Source organism: Romboutsia sp. Marseille-P6047 (assembly GCF_900604535.1).
Lineage (GTDB): Bacteria > Bacillota > Clostridia > Peptostreptococcales > Peptostreptococcaceae > Romboutsia_E.
This window is the reverse complement of the sequence record NZ_UWOT01000007.1, coordinates 124,282-150,724: the sequence shown is the minus strand read 5'-3', so window position 1 is coordinate 150,724 and position 26,443 is coordinate 124,282. Positions and strand designations below refer to the sequence as shown.

General features: G+C 26.2%; 26 protein-coding genes and 1 pseudogene. 23 read left to right on the top strand and 4 right to left on the bottom strand.

All coding sequences use genetic code 11. From position 1 onward, the window contains the following. The first annotated feature begins 5 nt into the window (after positions 1-5). The 13 genes and pseudogenes from EIH23_RS09300 (at position 6) to EIH23_RS09240 (ending at position 11,945) form a co-directional block, all read left to right on the top strand. Complete coding sequence (locus EIH23_RS09300; protein ID WP_122640017.1) at positions 6-1,085, top strand: glycosyltransferase family 2 protein; 1,080 nt, start codon at positions 6-8, stop codon at positions 1,083-1,085. 33 nt (positions 1,086-1,118) lie between these two features. Further along, complete coding sequence (locus EIH23_RS09295; protein WP_122640016.1) at positions 1,119-1,694, top strand: acyltransferase; 576 nt, start codon at positions 1,119-1,121, stop codon at positions 1,692-1,694. Between the two features lie 13 nt (positions 1,695-1,707). Continuing rightward, positions 1,708-2,301 (top strand): annotated as a pseudogene (rfbC, locus tag EIH23_RS09290) (dTDP-4-dehydrorhamnose 3,5-epimerase). Between the two features lie 7 nt (positions 2,302-2,308). Beyond that, on the top strand, positions 2,309-3,160 hold the full coding sequence (gene rfbD, locus EIH23_RS09285; protein WP_122640015.1) for a dTDP-4-dehydrorhamnose reductase: 852 nt from the start codon (positions 2,309-2,311) through the stop codon (positions 3,158-3,160). A 36-nt stretch (positions 3,161-3,196) separates the two neighbouring features. Continuing rightward, complete coding sequence (gene rfbA, locus EIH23_RS09280) at positions 3,197-4,066, top strand: glucose-1-phosphate thymidylyltransferase RfbA (RefSeq protein WP_122640014.1); 870 nt, start codon at positions 3,197-3,199, stop codon at positions 4,064-4,066. Positions 4,067-4,081: 15 nt separating this feature from the next. Beyond that, positions 4,082-5,038, top strand: coding sequence for a dTDP-glucose 4,6-dehydratase (gene rfbB, locus EIH23_RS09275; RefSeq protein WP_122640013.1), 957 nt, complete (start codon positions 4,082-4,084; stop codon positions 5,036-5,038). A gap of 140 nt (positions 5,039-5,178) precedes the next feature. Continuing rightward, a complete protein-coding gene (locus EIH23_RS09270) occupies positions 5,179-5,970 on the top strand; it encodes an ABC transporter ATP-binding protein (protein ID WP_122640012.1) in 792 nt (263 codons plus the stop codon). Further along, positions 5,960-7,996 carry an ABC transporter permease subunit/CPBP intramembrane protease gene (locus tag EIH23_RS09265; RefSeq protein ID WP_122640011.1) on the top strand — a complete coding sequence of 679 codons (2,037 nt, stop codon included), beginning with the start codon at positions 5,960-5,962 and terminating at the stop codon, positions 7,994-7,996. The genes EIH23_RS09270 and EIH23_RS09265 overlap by 11 nt, the downstream gene beginning before the upstream one ends. 73 nt (positions 7,997-8,069) lie before the next feature. Beyond that, the gene (locus tag EIH23_RS09260; protein ID WP_122640010.1) at positions 8,070-8,546 is read left to right on the top strand and encodes a hypothetical protein; all 477 of its coding nucleotides are present in this window, start codon (positions 8,070-8,072) and stop codon (positions 8,544-8,546) included. Between the two features lie 115 nt (positions 8,547-8,661). Further along, positions 8,662-9,018: a GntR family transcriptional regulator gene (locus EIH23_RS09255; RefSeq protein ID WP_122640009.1), complete on the top strand. Its 357-nt coding sequence runs from the start codon at positions 8,662-8,664 to the stop codon at positions 9,016-9,018. A 12-nt stretch (positions 9,019-9,030) separates the two neighbouring features. Then, positions 9,031-9,729: an ABC transporter ATP-binding protein gene (locus tag EIH23_RS09250; protein ID WP_122640008.1), complete on the top strand. Its 699-nt coding sequence runs from the start codon at positions 9,031-9,033 to the stop codon at positions 9,727-9,729. Continuing rightward, a complete protein-coding gene (locus tag EIH23_RS09245) occupies positions 9,723-10,535 on the top strand; it encodes an ABC transporter permease (RefSeq protein ID WP_122640007.1) in 813 nt (270 codons plus the stop codon). The genes EIH23_RS09250 and EIH23_RS09245 overlap by 7 nt, the downstream gene beginning before the upstream one ends. A 129-nt stretch (positions 10,536-10,664) precedes the next feature. Beyond that, positions 10,665-11,945: an aminotransferase class V-fold PLP-dependent enzyme gene (locus tag EIH23_RS09240; RefSeq protein ID WP_122640006.1), complete on the top strand. Its 1,281-nt coding sequence runs from the start codon at positions 10,665-10,667 to the stop codon at positions 11,943-11,945. Between the two features lie 58 nt (positions 11,946-12,003). Here the strand turns inward: EIH23_RS09240 and EIH23_RS09235 are convergent, their stop codons facing one another. Then, a complete protein-coding gene (locus tag EIH23_RS09235) occupies positions 12,004-12,369 on the bottom strand; it encodes a hypothetical protein (protein ID WP_122640005.1) in 366 nt (121 codons plus the stop codon). A gap of 251 nt (positions 12,370-12,620) precedes the next feature. On the opposite strand from EIH23_RS09235, the gene EIH23_RS09230 reads away from it, so the two are divergent. Then, a complete protein-coding gene (locus tag EIH23_RS09230) occupies positions 12,621-13,034 on the top strand; it encodes a hypothetical protein (protein WP_122640004.1) in 414 nt (137 codons plus the stop codon). Positions 13,035-13,102: 68 nt separating this feature from the next. Here the strand turns inward: EIH23_RS09230 and ftsH are convergent, their stop codons facing one another. Both ftsH and EIH23_RS09220 read right to left on the bottom strand, forming a co-directional pair. Next, a complete protein-coding gene (gene ftsH, locus EIH23_RS09225) occupies positions 13,103-14,995 on the bottom strand; it encodes an ATP-dependent zinc metalloprotease FtsH (protein ID WP_122640003.1) in 1,893 nt (630 codons plus the stop codon). Between the two features lie 198 nt (positions 14,996-15,193). After that, complete coding sequence (locus EIH23_RS09220; protein WP_122640002.1) at positions 15,194-15,721, bottom strand: hypothetical protein; 528 nt, start codon at positions 15,719-15,721, stop codon at positions 15,194-15,196. 354 nt (positions 15,722-16,075) lie between these two features. On the opposite strand from EIH23_RS09220, the gene bioB reads away from it, so the two are divergent. The 8 genes from bioB to EIH23_RS09180 all read left to right on the top strand — a co-directional run bounded on the left by bioB (position 16,076) and on the right by EIH23_RS09180 (position 24,450). Then, positions 16,076-17,029: a biotin synthase BioB gene (bioB, locus tag EIH23_RS09215; protein ID WP_147516711.1), complete on the top strand. Its 954-nt coding sequence runs from the start codon at positions 16,076-16,078 to the stop codon at positions 17,027-17,029. Positions 17,030-17,046: 17 nt separating this feature from the next. Further along, positions 17,047-17,745, top strand: coding sequence for a dethiobiotin synthase (gene bioD, locus EIH23_RS09210; protein ID WP_122640000.1), 699 nt, complete (start codon positions 17,047-17,049; stop codon positions 17,743-17,745). Positions 17,746-17,760: 15 nt separating this feature from the next. Further along, entirely contained in the window at positions 17,761-19,116 is a 1,356-nt protein-coding gene (gene bioA / locus EIH23_RS09205; RefSeq protein ID WP_330566208.1) for an adenosylmethionine--8-amino-7-oxononanoate transaminase, read from the top strand. 32 nt (positions 19,117-19,148) lie between these two features. Then, entirely contained in the window at positions 19,149-19,652 is a 504-nt protein-coding gene (locus EIH23_RS09200; protein WP_122639999.1) for a hypothetical protein, read from the top strand. Between the two features lie 3 nt (positions 19,653-19,655). After that, positions 19,656-20,447, top strand: coding sequence for a 6-carboxyhexanoate--CoA ligase (locus EIH23_RS09195; protein WP_122639998.1), 792 nt, complete (start codon positions 19,656-19,658; stop codon positions 20,445-20,447). 18 nt (positions 20,448-20,465) lie between these two features. Continuing rightward, positions 20,466-21,611: an 8-amino-7-oxononanoate synthase gene (gene bioF / locus EIH23_RS09190; RefSeq protein WP_122639997.1), complete on the top strand. Its 1,146-nt coding sequence runs from the start codon at positions 20,466-20,468 to the stop codon at positions 21,609-21,611. 141 nt (positions 21,612-21,752) lie between these two features. Next, positions 21,753-23,186 carry an MATE family efflux transporter gene (locus EIH23_RS09185; RefSeq protein WP_122639996.1) on the top strand — a complete coding sequence of 478 codons (1,434 nt, stop codon included), beginning with the start codon at positions 21,753-21,755 and terminating at the stop codon, positions 23,184-23,186. 175 nt (positions 23,187-23,361) lie between these two features. Then, positions 23,362-24,450 carry a tetratricopeptide repeat-containing glycosyltransferase family 2 protein gene (locus tag EIH23_RS09180; RefSeq protein WP_243113365.1) on the top strand — a complete coding sequence of 363 codons (1,089 nt, stop codon included), beginning with the start codon at positions 23,362-23,364 and terminating at the stop codon, positions 24,448-24,450. Between the two features lie 76 nt (positions 24,451-24,526). On the opposite strand, the gene EIH23_RS09175 is transcribed toward EIH23_RS09180, so the two are convergent. Next, positions 24,527-25,534 (bottom strand): LacI family DNA-binding transcriptional regulator, encoded by a 1,008-nt coding sequence (locus tag EIH23_RS09175; protein ID WP_122639994.1) that lies wholly within the window; start codon positions 25,532-25,534, stop codon positions 24,527-24,529. A 189-nt stretch (positions 25,535-25,723) separates the two neighbouring features. Between EIH23_RS09175 and deoC the strand changes: the two genes are divergently transcribed. After that, positions 25,724-26,374 carry a deoxyribose-phosphate aldolase gene (gene deoC, locus EIH23_RS09170; protein WP_122639993.1) on the top strand — a complete coding sequence of 217 codons (651 nt, stop codon included), beginning with the start codon at positions 25,724-25,726 and terminating at the stop codon, positions 26,372-26,374. Positions 26,375-26,443: the final 69 nt, after the last annotated feature.

Genomic DNA, 26,443 nt, shown 5'->3' with positions numbered 1-26,443 from the left:
TTTATATGATTAATGATATAAGTAATATTTTTCTTAGAATTAAGAATAAAGATATGTTTAATAGCATTATGAAAAAAGTAAAAAATAAAAATCTTACTATAGACGGATTAAGATTTTATTTAAATAAGGTAGAGGAGTTGACTAATGAGGATATATCTATGTTAGAAGATTATTTTTTTAAAACTAATTATAGAGAAAATATAGTTTATGGAAATAAAGTAATAAGTATAATAATTCCAACTTATAATAAGGGACATATTATTGTAGAATCAATAGAAAGTATTTTAAGACAAAGCTATAAAAACTTTGAAATTATAATAATAGATGATTTTTCTACAGATAGAACAGAAGATATTATAAAAAATAAGTACAAGAATGAAAGTAGAATAAAATATTATAAAAATATTAAAAATATAGGATCAAGAAAAAGTCAAAAAAAAGGATATAATTTATCCAGAGGTGACTATGTTATATTTATGAATGATGATGATTTTTATATTGATAATGACTTTTTTACTAATTGCATAAATTTATATTCTAGACATAATAATATATCATTTATCGTTGGCGATATGATTGTATATTATGAAGGAAATATAAGTAATAATATAGAAATACGTGAATTAAATCTACCACCAGAAATAGACAAAAATAATTACTTTTTAGAAATTTCATCAGGTATAATAAAGAGAAAACCACCAACAACATTATCAGTTATGCATAATAGACGTAATTTAGAGTATGTAGAAGTAAATCATATGGATGGATTTGGAGATATAGATTTATATCAAAGAGCATTACTTGGAGGTAATGCTTTATCAATAAACAGTATAGTTGCAGTATTTAGAAGACATAAAAGAGCTAATAGTTACTCACTTAGAGTAGAAGAAATCATAGAAACACTAGATGCGATAAAATCCACAAAACAGTTATCTTGTCAAAAGTTTGGATATGATAAAGAATTTATGAATAATGTATTTGATAAAACCTTTAATTTATGTATAGATTGGTACAAAACTGTATCTACGCCTACAAATGAACAAATTGAAATAGTTAATAAATGGTTAAGAGAAAATAATATTTAGCTAATATACGACTCAATTAATTGGAGGATAAAAATGAATAGTTTCTTTTCACGAGAAGAATTGTACAAATTAGGTTTAAAAAATTTTGGAGATAATGTACTAATAAGTAAAAAAGCTAGCATTTATAATGCAGAAAACGTGTATATTGGAAACAATGTTAGGATTGATGATTTTTGTATTTTAAGTGGAAATATAAAGATAGGTAGTTATGTTCATATATCAGCATATGTTGGATTATTTGCAGGAGATGAAGGTATTGAAATAAATGATTTTGTATCAATATCATCTAGATGTGTAATATATGCTATTTCTGATGATTATTCTGGAAATGCAATGGCAAACCCAATGGTAGATGATAAATATAGAAATATATATGGAGGGAAAGTAATTTTAGAAAAGCACTCAATACTAGGAACAGGAACAACTGTTTTACCAAGTGTAAGAGTAAAAGTAGGAACAGCAATAGGTGCTTGTTCGCTAATAAAGAATGATTGTGATGAATGGTCTATATATGTAGGATGCCCTGCTGTAAAAATAAAAAATAGAAGTAAGAATATATTAGAATTAGAAAAGCAGATGCTTATAGATAAATTAAAAAGTATAGATTAATAAAGTTTAAATTATGTATATGATTAGGGTGAATAAATTGGAAAATTTTAAATTTATATATACAAAGATAGATGGATTATACGTAATAGAATCAAAGATTTTTCAAGATAAAAGAGGTTATTTTTTAGAATACTATAATAAAAAAGAATTTTATAATAATGGATTAACAATGAACTTTGTTCAAGACAACTAATCAAAATCAACTCAAAATGTACTAAGAGGACTTCACTTCCAAACTAAAAATCCACAAGGTAAACTTGTAAGAGTTATAAAGGGCACAGTTTATGATGTTGCAGTTGATTTAAGAATAGGATCACCAACATTCGGACAATATGAAATGGTTCTTCTATCAGAAGAAAATAAAAGACAGCTTTATATACCAGTAGGTTTTGCTCATGGATTTTTAGTAAAATCAAAAGAAGCTATATTCACATATAAATGTAGTGATTTTTATAATCCAGAACATGAAAGTGGAATTATATGGAATGATAAAAATATAAATATAGACTGGCCAATAGATAATGTAGATAATTTAATTATTTCAGAAAAAGACAAAAATTTAAAGACTCTGTATGAAGTAGATATACCTTTTAAATATGAAGGATAGTAGTAATATGAAAAATGTGCTGGTTACAGGAAGTCAAGGTCAGTTAGGATATGATCTTGTAAAAGAGTTATATAAAAGGGACTATATTCCAATTTGTCCAACAAAAGAAGAAATGGATATTACAGCAGACCGTCAAACTAAAGACTATATATTAAATAGTAACTGCGATGCAATTATTCATTGTGCTGCATATACTAACGTAGATAAAGCTGAAGAGGAAATTGATTTATGTATGAAGGTAAATGGAAGAGGAACTAAAAATATAGCGAAATGTGCTAATATTTTAAATATACCTATGATATATATAAGCACAGATTATGTATTTGATGGAAATAAACAAAGTCCATATAATGAAGATGATAATATAAATCCAATAAATATATATGGAAAGAGCAAATATATAGGAGAGCAATATGTAAGAACTTTATTAGAAAAATATTTTATAGTAAGAATATCATGGGTATTTGGAATAAATGGTAAAAACTTTATAAAGACGATGTTAGACCTATCTAATAATAAAGAAATAATAAGTGTAATAAACGATCAAATAGGATCACCAACATATACAAAAGATATATCAAAATTATTAGTAGATATGCTTGAAAGTAAAAAATATGGAACATATCATGCTACGAATGAAGGTTATTGCACATGGTATGAACTTGCAAAAATAATATTCGAAATAGCTAATAAAGATATAAACTTAATACCAATAACTACGAATGAATATAAGTCAAAAGCAATAAGACCACTAAATAGTAGATTAAATAAAGATAAATTAAAAGATAATAATTTTCACTTACTTCCAGATTGGAAAGTTGCAGTTGAAGAATATATAAAAGAAATAAATAATTCTTAAGACATAAAAGTATGTAAATGATGAGGTTGATATTAAATGAAAGGTATAATACTTGCAGGAGGTCTTGGAACCAGACTATATCCACTGACAAAATCAATATCAAAACAAATTTTACCTGTATATGACAAACCAATGATATATTATCCATTATCAGTATTAATGTTGGCTGGAATAAAAGAAATTCTTATAATATCTACACCTAGGGATCTACCTATGTATGAAGATTTACTACAAGATGGAAGTCAGTTAGGAATTAAATTAAGCTATGAGATTCAAAATAAACCAAAGGGCTTAGCACAAGCATTTATATTAGGAGAAGAATTTATAGGCAACGATAGTGTATCATTAATACTAGGAGATAATATATTTTATGGATTTGATTTTATAAATAAGATAGAAAAAGCATCTCATTTAAGAGATGGTGCTCTAATATTTGGATATGAAGTAGACAGCCCACGTGAATTTGGAGTTGTAGAGTTTGATGAGAATTATAGAGTAGTATCTATAGAAGAAAAGCCTAAAAATCCAAAATCAAATTATATTGTTCCTGGATTATATTTTTATGATAATAATGTTATAGAAATAGCTAAAAATATAAATCCATCAGAAAGAGGAGAATTAGAAATAACATCTATAAATAATGAATATTTAGCTAAAGGAAAACTTAGTGTAGAATTATTATCTAAGGATACTATATGGCTAGATACAGGAAATTATAATGCACTAAGAAAAGCATCAAATCTTGTTTATAAAATGCAAACTGAAAAAAATATAAATATAGGATGTATAGAAGAAGTAGCATACAATAAAGGATATATAAATGGAGATAAACTCATTAAATTAGCTGAGTCATATAAAAAAACATCTTACTATAATCAATTACTTAAGTTAATTAGCAATAAATAAAGGAGAATTTTAACTATGAAAACAATTTTAGTTACTGGAGGAGCAGGTTTTATAGGAACAAATTTTATATATTATATGATGAATAAGTATAAAGACTACAAAATAATTAATTTAGATAAATTAACATATGCATCTAATATAAGTAATTTAAAAAAACTAGAAAATAATAAAAGCTATAAATTTATAAAAGAAGATATTTGTAATAAGGAATTTATATTTTATTTATTCGAAAATGAAAATATTGATATAGTAGTTAATTTTGCAGCAGAGTCGCATGTTGATAATTCAATATCAAATCCAATGATATTTACACAAACGAATATATTAGGAACACAAGTATTACTAGAAGCATGTAGGAAATATAATATAAAAAAGTTTCATCAAGTGTCAACAGATGAAGTATATGGAGATTTACCAATAGACAGAAAAGATTTATTATTCAATGAAAATTCAAAAATAAATCCAAGCTCACCGTACTCAGCATCAAAAGCATCTGCAGATTTATTAGTTAAGTCATACTATAGAACTTATAATCTGCCTATAACAATTTCTAGATGTTCAAATAATTACGGAGAGTTTCAGCATCAAGAAAAACTTATACCTTTGATAATAAGTAAAGCTATAAATAATGAGAGTCTACCGGTTTATGGAAATGGAATGAATGTTAGAGATTGGATACATGTAAAAGATCATTGTGAAGCTATTGATATAATAATCCATAAAGGCAAACTTGGGGAAATATATAATGTGGGATCTAATAATGAAAAAAGCAATATAGAAATTGTTAAAATGATATTAAAAGAGTTAAATAAGCCTGACTCACTTATTAAATATGTAAAAGATAGACCAGGTCATGATCTAAGATATGCAATAGATTCATCTAAGATACAAAGAGAATTAGGATGGAAGCCCAAATATAGTTTTGAAGAAGGAATAAAAAATACTATTAGTTACTATATTAACATATTTTAAAATGATAAGAAAAATAAAGTCTAATGTAGTATGAATAAAAGAGGATTATGTAATGCATGATTCTCTTTTATTTGTACTACATTGATAATATATACATTATAATATATTTATACAAAATAAAATTTTGAAGGGAGCAAGAGATGATTGAAGTAAGTAATTTATGTAAATCATTTACTAGAGTAGTAAAAGATGAGTCAAATAAAAAAGTAAAATTAAAAACCAAAAAAGAAGAATTTTTAGCTGTAAATAATGTATCTTTTACAGCTGGAAAAGGAGAAATAATAGGAATATTAGGTCCTAATGGAGCTGGTAAAACAACATTGCTAAGAATGTTAGGTGGAATATTAACACCAACATCAGGTAGTATAAAAGTGGCAGGGTACGATTACTTAAAAGATAAGAATTTAGCAAAAAAAGAAATAGGGTATATATCCGGTAATACAAAGTTATATAATAGATTATCTCCAAGAGAACTACTCACTACCTTTGGAAGCTTATATGATATGGAAGAATATGAAATAGAAAAATCAATTGACCATATAGTAGAAGTGATGGATATGAAGAACTTTATAGACAATCGTATCGAAAATTTATCAACAGGGCAAAATCAAAGAACTTCTATTGCAAGATGTCTAATTCATTCACCAAAAATTTATATATTTGATGAACCAACATTAGGATTAGATGTAATAAGTAGTAAGTCTATAATAGATTTTATGAAAAATGAAAGGGATAATGGAAAAACTGTATTATATTCAACTCACTATATGGAAGAAGCAGAAACATTATGTGATAAAATTTATATGATTCACAAAGGAGAAATAATAGCAAATGGAAGTTGTGAAGAATTAAAACGTGAATACAATACACAAAGTTTAAGAGATATATTTATAAATATTGCTAGTAAAAGGGGGAATCTAATTGAGGACTAAAATGGTTAAATCTATATTTAAGAAAGAAATGATAGACATTCTTAGAGATAAAAAAACTTTATTTATGGGAATTGTACTTCCATTAATTCTATACCCTGTAATTATGATAATAATGACACAGATAATGAGTGCATCAATGAGTAGTATGGAAAAAGATGATATAAATATAGCTTTTGAAAAAACTCCAAATCAAGAACTAATAAAGTTGATGGATGAAGAGAAAAATGATAAAAATGGAAATATAAATCTAATAGAGACTAATAATTATAAAAAAGAATTAGAGGATGGAAATATAGATGCTTATATAATTACTAATATAAATAATAATATAGAAGAATATGAAATTTACCTAAATTCATCGAAGGAAAAATCTGGTACAGTAATTAATAAATTAGAAAATATATTTGAAAAATATAAAACTAATATTGTAGAGACAAAGCTTATTGAAATTGGATTAAGCCCTAATGAAGTACTAGAACCAGTAGTAATAGAAACTATAGATGTGGCAAAAACAGAAGAAATAGCAGGGTCATTACTTGGTCAAATTATACCAGTTATTTTAATAATAGGAGTTCTTTTAGGAGCAATTTATCCAGCAATAGATTCTATGGCAGGAGAAAAAGAGAGAGGTACTTTAGAAACGCTATTTACATTACCTATAACGAACTTAGAATTGGTAATGGGGAAATATATGGCAGTATCTTTTTGTGCAATAGTGACTGCATTATTAAATGTATTATCCATACTTTTGACACTAGGATTTTTATTTGTAAGTGGAGGTGTAGTAGAAGGAATATCTTTAAGTAGTTTTAATATAGGAGAATTAATTTTTCCTCTAATAATAACATTATTATGTATATGCTTATTTGCAATGGTTATATCTGCTGTAAGTATGTGTGTATGTTCTTTAGCTAAAAGCTTTAAAGATGCTCAAAACTATATAACACCAGTTATGTTTTTAGTGCTTATACCATCATATGCTTCAATGATACCAACTATCAAACTTGATACTTTTACATCTATAATACCAGTGGTTAATATATCTTTACTTATAAAAAGTGTATTAGGATTCAACTCAGAGATTAATTTAGTAGCGATGGTATTTATATCTAATTTTACTTTTGTAATTTTAGCTGTTATTTTATTGTCTAAGATGTTTAACTCAGAAGAAATACTATTTGGGAGTAGTAGAAGTTTTTCATTCTTAGAAAAGCGCTCAAATATTAAAAAGGGAACTATGCCAAGTATGAGTGATGGTATAATATTATATGCTTTTGGATTAGTTTTACTTATATATGTAGGCAGTTTAGTACAAATGAAGTTTGGAATGGCAGGAATTGCTATGACTCAAGTAATGATAATAGGTCTTCCTTTATTATTTGCTTATTATATAAAATCAGACTTTAAAAAAGTATTTAGTTTAAATATACCAAGCATAAAACAAGTATTTGGAGCAATAAGTCTATGGATAGGTACATATATTGGGGTTATGTTAATAAGTCAAATACTTATAATGTTATTCCCTAAAAGTATGGAAGTAGTAGATGGACTAAATGATGCATTATTTATGAAGGATAATTTTATATTAAATTTACTTATAGTAGCATGTATGCCAGCTATTTGTGAAGAAATATTTTTTAGAGGGTTCTTACTAAGTTCATTTAAAGATAATAAAAAAACTTGTACTGGAGCAGTAATATTAACAGGTGTGTTATTTGGATTTATGCATATGGATTTTATAAGAATGATACCAACAGGAATTCTTGGAATATCTTTTGCTTATGCAGTATGTAAAACTAATTCTATATTTGTAAGTATGCTTATGCACTTTTTAAATAATGGATTATCAGTAGTAGTAAGTCATTTTTTATCTAATATAGAACATGTAGAAACTAGTACTAATGTTTCAAGTAGTTTAAGTATATTTCAGTGTTTAGTATACATCTCAATTAGTATCTTATTTATAGGTATAGCAGTGAAATTGTTAAAAAATAAGAATAAAAATAAAGAAATGTGTCGCAATTAATCGGCTTTTGAATAGTATATATTAAGAGAGATAATTCTCTAATATAATATTAAAAAGGTGGTTAGTGATATTTATGAAAAATAAAACTAGAAAAATGTCTTGTGGATGTAAATCAAATGTGAATAAATCTTGCGGGTGTAATTCTTGCAATACATCTAATGTAGTGAATCCTTCAAGCAATATGTCTAACTGTAATGAATATAAACAACTAGCTAACGAAAAATGTCAACAAGCTGAATGTATAAATAACAAAGCTAATAGAATAGCTCAACAAGCTTTGGCTGCTGAACAAAAAGCTGAATGCTTAAAACAACAAGCTATAGAAGAATGTAAAAGAGCTAATGAACTTTGGGCTCAATATGACCAATTAGCAGATCAAGGTATATGTTTAATGCAACAAGCACAAGCTTGCTTAGCTAAAAGTGTAGAGTGCTATGAAGACTTATATGAAGATGTAGAAGGTTGCAACTTAGCTGATTATGGATATAATTCTTCACATGTATCTAATAATTCATGCGGATGCAATAAAAATTGTGGATGTGGATGCTAGAAGAAATGGTATATCTCAATATTGAGATATACCATTTTTTTATTAAAATATATTGCAAATAAATTTGAATTATTATATCATTGTATTAATTGAATAATACAATTGAGGTGATTAAATGAATTGGCAAATTGATAATAATAAACCAATATATATACAATTATTAGAACAGATAAAATATAAAATTGTATCAGGTGAGATACCTATAGGTTCTAAGTTAGATTCAGTAAGAGTACTAGCTCAAGATGCACAGGTAAATCCTAATACTATGCAAAAAGCTTTATCAGAATTAGAAAGAGATGGACTTGTGTACTCTAAAAGAACTAGTGGAAGATTTGTAACAGATGATAAAGATAAAATTAACAATATGAGAGATGAAATAGCTAGAGCACAAATTAATTATCTAAAACAAACTTTACAAAGTTTAGGATATGATATGAGTGAAATAAAAGAAATTATAAGTAATAATTTGTAGGAGGAATAGATAATGGATAGTGTAGTAAGATTCAATAATGTAAGTAAAAGTTATGGTAAAAAACAAGTTTTACAAAATATAAGCTTAGAAATACCAAGAGGTAAAATTATAGGATTATTAGGTCCTAATGGAAATGGTAAAAGTACAATGATTAAGCTAATTAATGGATTATTAACTCCTAATGAAGGTGAAGTACTTATAAATGGACAAAAACCATCTAAAGAAATTAAAAATAAAGTTTCCTATTTACCAGAAAGAACGTATTTAAATGATTGGATGAAAGTAAAAGATATAATAAAATTTTTTAAGGACTTTTATGAAGACTTTGATGAAATTAAAGCAAATTCTATGTTAAAAGATCTTTCAATAGATATAAATGAAAAACTGAAAAATATGTCAAAGGGAACTAAAGAAAAAGTTCAACTTATATTAGTTATGTCAAGAAAAGCAGATATTTACATATTAGATGAGCCAATAGGAGGGGTAGATCCAGCGGCTAGAAGTTATATATTAAATACTATATTAACTAATTTTGATGAAAATAGTACATTATTAATAGCCACTCATTTAATTAGTGAGATAGAAAATATATGTGACGAGGTAATATTTATATCAGATGGAAGTATAGTTCTTCAAGGAGATGTTGAAGAGATAAGAAGTGAAAAAGGTAAATCTATAGATGCTTTATTTAGGGAGGTATTTAGATGTTAGGTAAATTAATAAAATATGAGCTAAAGGCTTGTGGCAGAACTTTTTTTCCATTATACTGTGCTATTATATTTATGTCATTAATAGTTGGATTTAGTATGAATATGGAAGTTTTTCAAATTCAAGGAATATCAATGATAGTATTATTTGGATTATTTGTAGCTCTTGTAGTGTTGACTATAATGATTACAATACAAAGATTTAGAAAAAATCTATTAGATGATGAGGGATATTTAATGTTTACTCTTCCTGTATCATCAAGAGAATTAGTTTTATCAAAATATATTGTATCATTACTATATGCAATATTAAGTGGGATAGTATCAATACTTTCATTTACTATAATGGGATTTATTATAAGTAAAATAAGTATTTTAGAATTAATATCAGTATTATCTGAAGTATTTTCACAAATTCATCCTATATCAAATATGATTTTAGTAACACTATTGTTTATGATAGTATCATACTCAGTATTTATTTTAACATTGTACTTATCAGTATCTATGGGGCAATTACCAATATTTAATAAACATAGAAACTTAGTAGCATTTATTAGTTTCTTTGTTATAAATATATTATCAAGTAAAATATATGAGTTAATAAGTAGTATTTTTATAAATACAATAGATGAAACTAGATTAGATATACCTATAAATAGTTCAAATGATTTTATGATTAATTTATCAGAAATGAGTAAAGTTTTTTCTTCATATTTTATATATGATATAGTTATATATATCCTTTTAGGAATTATTATTTTATTTGGAATAACTTATATATTAGATAAAAAGCTTAATTTAGAGTAAGTTAATTATGGAATGTATGGAGCAAATTTGCAAAATACATTCTTTTTTATTGTAATTTAAAGGCAAATTGTAAAAAGGAGAATCATTTTAGGTAAAATGCCATATTATTAATATTAAGGAGGTGTTAATTTGGATTATAGGTATTTATTTGAAGGAATAGAAGAGAAGATACAACTTAAAGATGGAAGATATGTAACACCTATAAATTTCGATAATGGTGCGACTACACCACCTCTAAAAAGTGTTATGAAAATAATTGAAGATAATATAAAGAATTATGGACCAATAGCTAGAGGTGTTGGATTTAAAGGTGATTATTGCACAGAGATATTTAATAACACAAGAAAAAGTATATTAAAATTTTTCAATCTACAAGACACTAACACACATACAATAATATATACGAAATCAGATACAGAATCATTAAATATTTTAGCTAATGAACTTATACAAAATAGAGATGATATGATTTTATCTACTAGAATGGAACATCATGCTAATGATTTACCTTTTAGAAAAGTTGGTAAAGTTGTTTATGCTGAAGTTGATGAGTTAGGAAGAGTTAAAATTGAAGATATAGAAAATCAATTAATAAAAGCTAATGGTAAAATAAAAATAGTGACTATCACAGGTGCATCAAATGTAACAGGATATATAAATCCTATACATGAAGTAGCGAAAATTGCTCATAAATATGGTGCAATTATAGTAGTAGATGCAGCTCAATTAATAGCTCATAAGAGTGTAGATATGAAGGGAAAATCAAAGGGTGAGGAAATAGATTTCTTAACATTTTCTGCTCATAAAGCATATGCACCATTTGGATCTGGAGCAATAGTTGGACTTAAAGAGTATTTGAAAGATTCAGAACCGATATTAGTAGGTGGTGGATGTGTAAAAGGTGTATTTGATAAATCTGTAGTTTGGTCACCTTTACCATCTAGGTATGAAGCAGGAACTCAAAACTTTTTTGGTGTAATAAGTATGGCAAAGGCATTGGAAGAGTTAAAGGAGATTGATTTAGACAAAATACAGTTACATGAAAAAGATATAAAAGAATACATTATAAATGGATTAAATAAAATACCTAATATTATTATATATGGAGATACAAATTATATTGATGATAGACTAGGTGTTATTACTTTTAATATAAAAGATAAATGTTGTTATGATATTGGACCTGTTATAGCTGATGAAACTGGAATATCTTTAAGAGTTGGTAAATTTTGTGCCCATCCATATGTACATCGATTATTAGGTGTAAGTGATGCAGATGCGTATAGTGACGTATTTGCGGGAGAAGATAGTTTAGGAATGATAAGAATTAGCTTAGGCTTATATAATACAATAAATGAAGCCAATGTATTACTAAATAAGTTAGAAGATATATCTAAAAGATTTAATTAAATTTAAATAATAAAAGATATAGATATGCTTATTAAAATAAGCATATCTATATCTTTTATTATTTAAATCTACGATTTTTTTTAGATGAATTAGAATAAAATGGAACCTTCGTCTTAGTATTAGAATTATTTTTACTATTAACTTTAGGTTTATCAATTTTTCTTTTAATATCATCTCTAACTTCTTTTCCAGATAATGTATCCATAACAGCTCTTTTTACAGTTTTAGCATCTCCAGATTTGTTTATAAATCCATTAGAAGTTTTTGTTGCAATTGCTAGGTCATAGTAATCAACACCTTTTATTTCATCTTTAAAGTTAATATAAAAGCTGTAGTTTCCACACTTACTATGTATCATTAGAGTTTCTTCATCAAGGCCTATTTTAGAAAATAGACTTAAATCATCAAATTGTAAAAATTCCATAAAATCACCTTTTTCTTAAATTAAAATATGAACATATCATATTTTATACTATAATATACAATTTATAAATAAAAATATGAAAAATAAAAATATATGTATTATTATACAAAATTTAAGTTTTTACTTAAGAGGACAAGCTACTTTTAATATAAAAAATAATAATATGTAATATAGATATAAAAATTAATTTATGTTTGTATAATAATAAATTCAATATTATAAAGATATATTAATTTAAAAGGAGAGATATTATGAGGTTTGGAGACAGAATTTTATATGATGATGGTGAAACTTATAAAGAAATAGGAGTTTTTATACAAGATATAAACTCAAAAGAAGCTATAGTTAAATTTGATAATTCTAAAGAAAAGAGCATAGTTCAGAAAAAATACGTAACATTTATTAGAGATATGAAAGAGATGGATTTGGTTCAAGCAATAACGGTTGCTGATTATATATCAAAAGAAAAATATGATGGGCATTATACATTATTAGCATTTACTAGTGAGTGTAGATTTTGCTTTGGTACTTTAGATAAGATAAGTTATAATACAACTAGTTTAATGGCTAAAGGTAAAACTATAGAAGAAGCTATTGCAAATGCAATAAAAAATAATATAGATTCAGATAGTATATCAAATAAAGAAGATAGGATGTACAAATGATTTATAAAAACGAGCATATGATAATATATAAATAATTGTATATTATCATATGCTCTTTAGCATTTTTATTATTTTTTTATATCTAGTATACTTTGGTTATCATCTATTATTTGAGTTTCAGAAGATTCATTTTCTGATAAATTCTCACTATTTAATATTTTCATAAATTCAGATCCTGTAATGGTCTCTTTTTCAAGTAAATACTCAGATAATTCATGTAACTTATCTATATTTTCTCTTAATATCTTACTAGCTTTCTCATGAGCTTCTTTTATAATACTCAATACTTCTTGGTCCACTTTTGTAGCAGTTTCAGGAGAACAAGTAAGAGAAGCATCGCCACCTAAGTATGGATTATTAACTGTTTCTAAGGCAACCATACCAAATTTATCACTCATACCAAATCTAGTTACCATAGCACGAGCAATTTTAGTTGCTTGTTCTATATCATTTGATGCACCAGATGTAGATATATTGAAAATAATTTCTTCTGCAGCACGTCCACCGGTGAATGTAGTTATTTTATTAAATGCTTCTTCTTTAGACATTAGAACACTTTCTGATTCTGAAACCTGCATTGTATATCCTAATGCACCAGATGTACGAGGTATAATAGTTATTTTATGAACTGGATCACTATTAGTTTGAATAGCAGCAACAAGAGCATGCCCAATTTCGTGATAAGCGATTATTTTCTTTTCTTTATCAGAAATAACGGCACCTTTACGCTGATACCCAGCTATAACAACTTCTACAGCTTCTTCTAAATCTTTTTGAGACACTAAGTTTCTATTATCTTTAACAGCAGCAATAGCAGCTTCATTAACTATATTAGCAAGTTCAGCACCAGATGCACCAGAAGTTGCTCTTGCTATTACATTACAATCTATGTTAGATTCAGTTTTTATATTTTTAGCATGTACCTTAAGTATAGATTCACGACCTGCTAAGTCAGGCATTTCAACTGGTATACGTCTATCAAAGCGTCCTGGTCTAAGTAGCGCTTTGTCTAAGCTTTCGGGTCTATTTGTAGCAGCAAGGATTACTACACCAAGCCCTCCATCAAATCCATCCATTTCTGTAAGTAACTGATTTAGGGTTTGCTCACGTTCGTCATTTCCACCCACTCCATTACCACTATCACGTTTTTTACCTATAGTATCAATTTCATCTATAAAAACTATACAAGGTGCTTTTTCTTGAGCTTGCTTAAATAAATCTCTAACTCTAGCAGCCCCCATACCAACAAACATTTCTACGAATTCAGATCCAGAAATAGAGAAAAATGGAACACTTGCTTCACCAGCAACTGCTTTAGCAAGCAAAGTTTTACCTGTACCTGGAGGGCCAACAAGTAAAGCTCCTTTTGGCATTTTTGCTCCTATTTGTTTATATTTATCTGGATTGTTTAAGAAATCTACGATTTCAGTAAGAGCTTCTTTTGCTTCATCTTGTCCTGCAACGTCTTTAAAGGTTTTACCAGTTTGTGCTTCTACATAAACTTTAGCATTACTTTTTCCAAATTGCATTGCTCCAGGACCACCCATTCGCTTAGCTAACATCCTTGAGAACATTTGACCTAATAAGGCAAATATTAATATTGGACTTATCCAAGTTAGTAAAAAATTAACTATAGGAGAATTTTCCTGAGGTATAACCTTTGAGAATGTTACTCCTGCTTTTTCAAGTCTATTAACTAAATCAGGGTCATCCATTTTACCAGTTATATATACCTTCTTATCATTAGAATTAGATGAAGTAAATACAATTTCATTACTTTGGACTTCAACATCTTTAATTTCTTTATTTTCTAACATTGATATAAATTTGCCATAATCTACTTCTTCTGTACTTAATGACTTCATACTTGGAAATAAAAACGCATTCAGTAACATTACTATTATTAGCGTCGATAAATAATAGTATATTAGAGGTTTTCTAGGTTTTTTATTTTCATCCATATTTTATAATCTCCTTAAATTTAAATAGAAATGGTGAAATAAATAATTATTTGAACTTAAAATTATTTATTGATATATAATAATATATTTTATGTAAATTTACAATAATAAACCCATTATATAATAAACTTTGTTAAAAAAATATACATAAAAAATAAGTACCTTAAATTATATATTTGTAAGATACTTATTTTTTGTTTAAGCAAGAGCCATATTATCGATATCTAATTTCTTATCAATTAAAATATCTTTTATAAATAGGCCTATTTCATTACTTTTTACATATTTACTTAATATTGACTTTATTTCTTTTATTTCAGAATTAGAGAAATAATTACTTAACACATTACTTTTTAGGAGCAATAAAGTTAAAATAATAATTTCATTAGATGGATGATAATCAGTAAGAACTTCAACCTTTATTTTAGAAATAATTGTGTTAATAATTTCAGGGCTTGATTCATAAATTATTTTTTCATTAAAAAGTCTATTTTTAGTTTTTATGTTAATAGCTTTTTTTGATACTAATGATGATAATAGATTATCTATAATAAAATATAATGAGTAATTTGAATAAGCAAACATATAATCATCAATTATTTTTTGAATTGTTCTATAGCTATAATTATTAATATTATCATAAATGGTTTTAAGATAAGGTATATTATCGTTAAAATCTTTATTAAGAATAATTTTCTTGTTAATATCAAATCTTATTAAACTCATAGTAAATAGTTGCCACAAGCATGCATTTATAATACACGATTTATAGTATTTTGATTTATACAAGGCTGAGTAATTTATTATCTAATATACATAAAATATACTTTTCTACTAAAGATAGTTCTTTCAAAATAAAACCCTCCTTTTTATAACTATATAATTTCTAAGTATTCACTTAATATTAAAGAAAACCTTCTTTTACAAACAAAATCGAAATTTACAATTTATAACTTTTTATTTAGATTAATTTTAAATCTTAGGTAAACCTATAAACATATTTAGATTAACCTAAATAAAAAAATAAATTATATTAATAAATATAAACAAATTATTTATATAGAAAATAGGAGAATATACTTGTTACAAGAATTAGCTACTAAAATAAAAAATGGATATTTAATAAATAAGAAAGAAGCTATAAGTTTACTAAATTATGATTTAGAAAGTTTATCTAAATATGCAAATGAAATAAGAGAACATTTCTTAGGAAATAAATTTGACTTATGTTCGATTGTAAATGGTAAAAGTGGAAAGTGCAGTGAGAATTGTAAATTCTGTGCACAGTCAGCCTTTCATAAAACTGATATAGATGTATATGGATTAAAGACTACAGAAGAGTTTATAAAAGATGCAAAATATCATGCTAAAAAAGGTGTAAAAAGATACTCAATAGTTACATCAGGAAGAAGACTTAGCAAGTCAGAAATGAAAAAAGTAGTTGAATCATATAAGTTTATAAACAGAAATGTAGATATAAAAACTTGTGCATCACATGGATTGCTAGATGAAGAAGATATGATATTACTTAGTGAAGTTGGAGTGACTAGATATCATAACAATTTAGAAACTTCTAGAAATCATTTCTCAAAGATTTGTAGTACACATACATATGATGAAAAAATAGATACTATAAAAGCTGCACAAAAAGTAGGTATAGAAGTTTGTAGTGGGGGGATATTTGGTCTTGGTGAAAGTATGGAAGATAGAATAGATATGGCATTTGAATTAAGAGAATTAAATATAACTTCTATACCGCTAAATATGTTAAATAATATACCTGGAACTAATATGAATGATGTAGAAAAAATAACTGAGGAAGATTTTTTAATAGCGTTAGCTATATATAGATTTATAAATCCAAAAGCTCAAATAAGATTAGCAGGAGGAAGAAATTTTTTAACTAACTATGGAGAGTTAGCATTTATAGGTGGAGCTAATGCAACAATAACGGGAGATTTGCTTACGACTTGTGGAAATGGAATATCTGAGGATATAAAAATGATAAAAAATTTAGGATTTAATATAGTTTAAGAAAAGTGGTAAGAATTATGGGAAAAGGAATATTTATAATTGGAACAAATACAGGTATTGGTAAGACATTTATTACTGGAGGTATCGTATATAAATTAAAAAAAGAAGGCTATAGTGTTATACCATATAAACCAATACAAAGTGGAGGGATAAAAAGTGAGGACCTTTTAATTTCTCAAGACATTAAATATATAAAAGAAATATGTGACTTAGATGAGAATTACGAAAAAATGAATACTTACTGCCTATATAATGAGGTATCACCGCATTTAGCAGATAAAATAGAAAATATAAATATATTAAAAGAAAATATAATAAATCACTATAAAAAACTTACTAATGAATATGATTACGTGGTAGTAGAAGGAGCTGGGGGTGTTGTAGTTCCTTTAATTGATAATGATTACTATATTTATGATTTAATTAAAGACTTGGATTTAGATGTTGTAATGCTAAGTAGTCCATATATAGGAACAATAAACCATACAGTTCTTACATATGAGTTTTTAAAAAATAAAGATATTAATTGTAAGGGAATATTTATAAATCGATATACTGGAAATTTTTATGAAGATGATAATATTAGTGTAATAAAAAATATAACTAAACTTGATATATTGGGAGTTATACATAAACTAGATGATTTTAAAAATAAAAATATAAAAAAAGAATATGATAATTTTGATACAAGTAATCTTATGAGCTTATTCAAGTAAAGAGGATATATAACTATGAAAATGAAAAAATTACAAGAAAAAGATTTAAAGTATATTTGGCATCCTTGTTCTCAAATGAAAGACTATGAAGAGTTTTTACCTATTGTGATAGAAAGGGGTATGGGTGTATTTTTACAAGATGTAAATAAAAAATTATATTTAGATGCAGTGTCATCTTGGTGGGTTAACTTATTTGGTCACAGTAATATAAGAATAAATGATGCATTATATAGACAAGCAAATAGTTTGGAACATACTATATTTGCAAATTTTACTCATAAGCCAGCTATTGAACTTTGTAAGAGAATTGTAAATATTACTCCAGACAGATTAGATAAAGTATTTTTCGGAGATAATGGATCTTCAGCTGTAGAGATTGCCTTAAAATTAAGTTTTCAATATCATAAGCAAATTGGAAAAGATAAAAAATATAAATTTGTAAAAATAAGTGATTCATATCATGGTGAAACAATAGTAGCCTTATCTGTAGGTGATATGGATTTATATAGCAAAATATACGAACCAATACTTCTTGAAACAGTTAAAGTGGAAGGACCAGACTGTTATAGATGTAAGTTTAATAAGAAAAGAAGTACATGTAATGCAGAATGTTTTAAATATATGGAAGAAAAGATAAGTGAGATACATGAAGAAGTTACTGCAATAATAATAGAACTAATAGTTCAATGTGCAGCAGGTATGAAGATTTATTCACCTAATTACTTAGTTAAACTAAGGCAAATATGTGATAAATATGATATAAATTTAATAGCAGATGAAATTGCAGTTGGATTTGGAAGAACGGGAAAGATGTTTGCATGTGAGCATGCAAATATATCACCAGACATAATGTGTTTATCTAAAGGATTAACAGCCGGATATATGCCGCTTTCACTAGTTCTTATGGGAAACAAAATATATGATGCATTTTATGATGATTATAGTACTATGAAAGCTTTTCTTCACAGCCATAGTTACTCAGGAAATGCTTTAGGATGTAGTGTAGCAATAGAAACTTTAAATATATTTGAAGATGAAGATATATTAAACAAAAATAAGTATAAAAGTGAATATTTAAGAAGTAGAGTAACAAGCATATTAAAGGATATTCCACAAATTGGTGAATATAGACAAATAGGAATGATAGGAGCGATAGAGCTAGTAAAAGATAAAAATACAAAGGAACCTTTTGAAAGTGAACTACGTGTTGGTTATAACATATATAAAATAGCACTAGAAAAAGGTGTATTACTAAGATGCTTAGGAAATATACTTTATTTTATGCCACCATATGTAATAAGTGAAAAAGAAATTGACTTTATGGTTAATGTAGCTAAAGAAAGTATTATAGAATATTTTAAAGAAAAATAAAGAAAGTGACTTTATATTTTAAAGAGGAAAGTATGAAAAGTAATGGTAAGAATATAACACTAGTTGCTCTTTTAGCAACGATAATAGCATTATCTGCTTCGTTTAAACTTCCTGGTATTATACCAGGAACTGAATTTCAAATGTCAGCTCCTATAGCAATAGGAATATGTGCTACATTTGGATTTAGAAAATATATATCTGCTGGAATGATAGCAAGCATTATAAATTTAATAATGGGAACACATACAATACTTAATGTAGTTGTAGCAATGGTATTTAGAATTGTAGTGGGTGAAATCATAAGCGTTTTTGGAACTAGTTTAATAGTAGTTTCACTAGTTGGACCAATAGGAACATTTATGAGCAGAGTAGTTATGTCAAAAATAATAGGCGTTAACTTAAAAGTATTACTTATAACATCTATACCGGGAATGATATACACAGTTCTATTTTCATATTTTATATATAAGTTAATAGAAAAAATTACAAAGCTTACTCCTTATAAAGATTATATTAAGAAATTAAAGGTGAACTAATTTATGAGTTTGTATAGTATAAAAATGAGATCATCTAAAAATGATGAACATATATCTGGAGCAGAGTGTATAGTTGATGAATATAACTTAGAAGATGCAGTATTTATATTACTAAAAAGAGCAAGAAATCATTCCAAAGGAAAATCAGATTTTATAAATATAAAAATAGAAGAAATTAGTAAGAGTAAATTAGAATTTGTAAATCCATTAGAAGTTACCACAATAGAAACTAATGATATTTTTGAGAGTTTAGAATGTATAAAATATATATTAAATAAGTTAGGTATAGATAATGATAAATCTATTAAAATTTTAAAGCTATTTAGAGAAATAAAAAACATGAGAGGTGCTATACTACTTGACATAAATACATTAGAAAGATTGGAAGAAGATAGAACAAGAGATATAAGAGCAACTTATATGGACTTTGAGGATAATAGTTTGTACCATTTAGATAAGTGTAAAGCACATAATTCTCATTTTACAGAGGCGCTAGCATTATCAAGTAAAGTAACTAATGCTCCTAATATAGTGGGAGAAATTTGTTACTCTGATGATCCTAATTATACAGCAGGATATATTGCTTGTAAAAAATATGGTTACATAAGATTTGATAATTTAAAAGAAATTGGTGATAAAAGAGGTGGAAGGATATTTTTATATGACCCTTTTTTAGACAAAGAATATACACTAAATGATACTATAAACTATATTGAAAATACAAAAGTCATAGTAAAAAATAACATAAATATAAAACAAAGTATATCTTATAACGAGATAAGTACAAAGTTGTAGCTATATATGGAGATTAATATGAATAGTATAAATAAAAAATTAGAATATATAAAAGCTAATAATTTATATAGAAAGATAAAATATTTAAGTGAGTCACAAGATAAATACACGACTGTAGATGGTATGAAAGTGCTTTTAATGTCATCGAATAACTACTTAGGACTTTCTAATAATGAAGATGTTAAACAAAGTGCAATAGAGGCTATACAAAAATATGGATTAGGATCAGGTGGATCAAGACTTACTACAGGAAGTTATGATTTACACAGAAAATTAGAAAGAAAGATAGCTGAATTTAAAAACTATGAAGATGCACTAATATTTAATACAGGGTACATGGCTAATTTAGGTGTTATTTCTGCTATATGTGATGAGAATTACTATATATTTAGTGATGAATTAAACCATGCGAGTATAGTAGATGGTTGTAGATTGTCTAAAGGCGAAACAATAGTATATAAGCACAATAATGTTAAAGATTTAGAGAATAAAATAAAAGCTTTAAATCCAAGTAACAGAATTATAGTTAGTGATAGTGTCTTTAGTATGGATGGTGATATTTGTAATTTTGATAAGATATATGAAATATCTAAAAGATATAACCTACTTACGATATTAGACGATGCTCATGCTACTGGTGTTATTGGTAAAACTGGTAGAGGTAGTAGTGAATATTTTAAATATAAGCCAGATATAACTATAGGAACATTAAGCAAAGCTATAGGGAGCGAAGGTGGATTTGTTTGTGCAAGCGAAAGTATAATTGATTTTTTAAGAAATAAAGCTAGAAGCTTTATTTTTTCAACTGCACTTTCACCTATAGTTATAAGTGGGGCTATTAAAAGTTTAGAAATTATAGATGAAAATATACAATTAGTAGAAAAGCTATCTAATAATATATCTTATGCGTGCAAAAGATTAAATGAAATAGGGTTTGACATAGATAGTCATTCTCCAATAATACCTATATTAATTGGAGATGAAGAAAAGGCAGTTAAGCTAAGTGAGTTATTATTAGAAAATGGAATTTTCATACCTGCAATAAGAAATCCTACTGTTAAAAAAGGTTGTACAATATTAAGGCTAACTCTTATGTCAACTCATAATTATGAAGATATAGATTACGTGATAGATATTATTAATAAATATAAATTAGAAATCTAACTTATGAGTTGACAATGAAAATAAACAAGACTACAATTCAATTGAATGGGTATTATAAGCTATTTATTAGTTTTAATACCCAATATTTGTGAAAATATAGTTGTGCATGCAACTAAAAATATTATAGGGGGGATAGAGTTTATGGAAGATAAAAATCATCAATGTGAAAATAAAATGGGAATAATGCCTATAAATAAATTATTAATTACAATGTCATTACCAATGATTATATCCATGCTAGTTCAAGCTTTATATAATGTAGTCGATAGTATATTTGTATCACAAATTAGCGAAAATGCTTTGACAGCAGTATCACTAGCATTTCCATTACAAAATTTTATGATAGCTGTTGCTTCAGGAACAGGTGTAGGTATAAATGCATTACTCTCTAAATCATTAGGAGAGAATAATTATGAAAAAGCAAATAAGGCTGCAAATAATGGAATATTCTTAGCTATAATGAGTTATATTTTATTTTTACTTGTAGGATTATTTGGTATAAGACTTTTTTGTGAAAGTCAAACTAATATAATAGATATTATAGATGGAGGTTGTTCTTATTTAGTAATATGTACAACGTTATCATTTGGGTTATTTGGTCAACTTGTATTTGAAAGATTAATGCAGTCAACTGGAAAAACTTTTTATACAATGATAACTCAAGGTTTAGGAGCTATTATAAATATAATATTAGATCCAATTTTAATATTCGGATTATTTGGATTTCCTAAAATGGGGATAGCAGGTGCTGCAATAGCTACAGTAAGTGGTCAAATAATAGCAATGATGTTAGCAATTTATTTTAATATAAGAAAAAATAATGAAATAAAAATAAATGTAAAAGGATTCAAACCAGATTTAAAAATTATAAAGAAAATTTATTCAGTAGGCATACCATCTATAATAATGGGATCAATTGCATCTGCTATGACCTTTGGAATGAATAAAATATTAATAGTATTTACATCTACTGCAACAGCTGTATTTGGTGTATATTTTAAATTACAAAGCTTTGTATTCATGCCTGTATTTGGATTAAATAATGGGATGGTTCCAATTGTATCATATAATTATGGTGCGAAAAATAAAGACAGAATGATAAAAACAGTGAAAATAAGTATAATGTATGCAATGGGAATGATGTTTATAGGATTATTTGTATTACAGGTATTTCCAAAAGAATTACTTAATATGTTTAATGCGTCTGAAGAATTAATAAATATAGGTGTGCCAGCTTTAAAAACAATAAGTTTAAGTTTTTTATTCGCTGGATTCTGTATTATATTAGGTTCAATGTTTCAGTCATTAGGAAATGGTATACTAAGTTTAATTGTATCAGTAGGTAGACAGTTAGTAGTATTACTACCAGTAGCATATTTATTTTCAAAAACAGGTAACTTAAATAGTGTATGGTGGGCATTTCCAATATCTGAAATAGCATCAGTTATTTTAAGTTGTATATGCTTTAAATATGTTTATAATAAAGAAATAAAACCACTTGAAGAAGACTCAAGGAAAGTTGAAGGTATAGAGGATAGTAATAAACAAATTATAGATAGTGGTATGAATATATAATAAAAAGACCTTAATCTTGAAGTATATAAGATTAAGGTATTTTGTAACATACAATGAAAAACAATCATATAGTAAAGTAGCTAATCTAAGGTAGAAAATAAGTTATTTACAATAATATATTATATAGAAAATAAGGTGATCTCATTGAGATTACTATTTTTATATAGGGGGAAATATGGATATAAGTTTGTGTATGATAGTTAAAGATGAAGAAGATGTTATTTGTAGATGTATAAATTGTGTAAAAGATATAGTTGATGAAATTATATTAGTAGATACGGGATCTAAAGATAGTACTATAGAAAAAGCAAAAAAATTGAATGCAAAAGTATACTACTTTGATTGGATCGAAGACTTTTCAAAGGCTAGGAATTATGCTTTTTCAAAAGCAAGTAAAGATTATATATTGTGGCTTGATGCGGATGATATTATTGAACTTAAAGATCAAAATAAATTAAAATTATTAAAAGAAAATTTAGATGAAAATATTGATGCTGTTTCTATGAATTATATATTAAGCACTGATAACAATGGAAATCCTATATATTCACTAAAAAGAAATAGATTAGTAAAAAGAAGTAAAAATTTTAAATGGGTAGGTTTTATTCATGAGTACTTAGATGTTATGGGAAATATAATAGACTCTGATATAAATATAGTTCATAAAAAAGAAAAAAAATATTCAAATAGAAATTTAAAGATTTATGAAAAGCAAATAGCCAAAGGAATTAAGCTATCTACAAGAGATATATATTACTATGCAAATGAATTATATGATAACTCAAGGTATGATGATGCTATAAAAGAATATATAAATTTTATTAATACAAATCAAGGATGGGAAGAAGATATAAAAGGTGCTTGTTCTAAACTGGCAGATTGTTACAGACTTAAAAATGATGCTGAAAATGAATTTAGATATATACTTAAATCCTTTGAATATGGAATACCAAGAGCGGATTTTTGTTGTAGACTAGGATATAAATTTTTAGAAAACAATAAAATAGAAGAAGCTGTATACTGGTATAAGCTTGCACTGCAAGCTGGACCTAAAAAAGGTGATATGAGCTTAATAAATCATGATACTTACACTTATTTACCATGGATTCAACTTTGTGTATGTTATTATAAGTTAGGAAATATAGAAGAATCTTATTATTGCAATGAAATGGCAGGAAAATATAAACCTGATGATTATCTTGTTAAATATAATAGAAATCAAATTAAAGAGAAGATGAATAATATAAAAAATGATAAGAAATAATTGTTACATTTTAAACTTTTACTTAAATTAAAATAGACTATATTTTGTATGATATTGTCTATTTTAATTTAAGTATTTAAGTAGTTTTTCTTTCAATTAACTCAGTTGGAATAATAATTTTTTTATCTGAATTTATATTTTTGTCAGTCATCAGATTTAATAGTAAGTTTGATGCTTTTAAAGCTAGTATTTTTTTATTTTGTAAAATAGTTGTTATAGGAGGATTAGAATACTTTGACACATAAGAATCATCATAACCAATTATTTTAACTTTATCAGGCACATTAATATTATTTTGCTGCAATGTAACTAAAGCACTATGAGCTCTTAAGTCATTAGTTGCAAATATACCATCAAACTTAGTATTATTTTTGATTAAATTATATATAGCTTTTTGGCAATCTTCAAAAACTCCTTCAACTAATTCTAGTTTTAAAATTAATTCAGGTAAAATAGGAATGTTATGTTTTTGCATAGCATCTTCGAATCCCTTAACCTTATGATTAACAGCAGATGCATCTCTATTGTTAGTTAATAAAACTATATTTTTACAACCTTTCTTTAGAAGGTGCTCAGTAGCTAAAAATCCTCCCATATAGTGATCACACTCGATACAAAAAGAATTATCAAAATCGCTATTATTGATGTATACAATAGGAATATTTCTTTTTATATAATTCATAGGATTAACAGATATAGATGATATACAAATAATTCCATCTACCAATTTAGAATCTAAACTTTTAATATAATCTATTTCTTTATTTTTATCTTGATTTGTATTACAAATAAATACGGAATAACTATTTTCAAAAAAGAATTTTTCAATCTCCAAGACTAATTCAGAAAAGAAGGTATTATTTATATTAGGAACTATAATACCGATGGTCTTAGATTTACTAATACGAAGGCTTTTAGCAGCCATGTTAGTTGTATAATTATACTCTTGTATTACACTTAAAACTTTCTTACGTGTTTCCTCAGAAAATCTTCCATTATTATTTATAACTCTAGAGACTGTAGCAACAGATACACCACTAAGTTTAGCAACCTCTTTTATAGATAAGTTATCTTTTTTTTTCATATAATCTCCTTAGATTAAGTAATTTTTAGTCAATATTATAAAGATATAATAACAAATGAAAGTATTAATGTAAATATGAGCAAAACAAGCTAAAAATAATATTGACAAATAAATATTTATTATGAGATAATCAATTTGTAAAAATGAGTAAACGATTACTCAAATACTGTGATTAGGGAGATTGTACATATGAATAATATAAAATTAGAAAGAATGATAGATCATACAATATTAAAGGCAGAAGCTACAAGAGACGAAGTAGTAAAATTATGTAATGAAGCTAAAGAGTATAACTTTGCATCTGTTTGTGTAAACCCATCAATGGTAGAACTTGCGTCAGATATATTAAAAGGCACAGAAGTCGATGTTTGTACAGTAATAGGATTTCCCTTAGGTGCTACAACTACTAATGTTAAAGCATTTGAAACTGATGATGTTATAAATAAAGGTGCTACAGAAGTAGATATGGTAATAAATATAGGAAAGCTAAAAGATAGAGATTTAGAGTATGTGAAAAATGATATAAAAGCGGTTGTAGATGCAGCTAAAGGAAGAGCATTAACAAAAGTTATAATAGAAACTTGTTTATTAACTGATGAAGAAAAAGTTATAGCATGTGAGCTATCAAAAGAAGCTGGAGCAGAGTTTGTAAAAACATCAACAGGATTTTCAACTAGTGGTGCTACTGCTAGTGATATAAAGTTAATGAGAGAAACAGTAGGTAAAGAAATGGGTGTTAAAGCATCAGGTGGTGTTAGAACTAAAGAGGATGCATTAACTATGATAAATAATGGAGCTACAAGAATAGGAGCATCAGCATCAATAACTATATGTAAATAATTATGAGAATCTGGGAGATCTAGTATCACCCAGATTTTATTTTATATTTTAGTAAATAATTTATTTAGA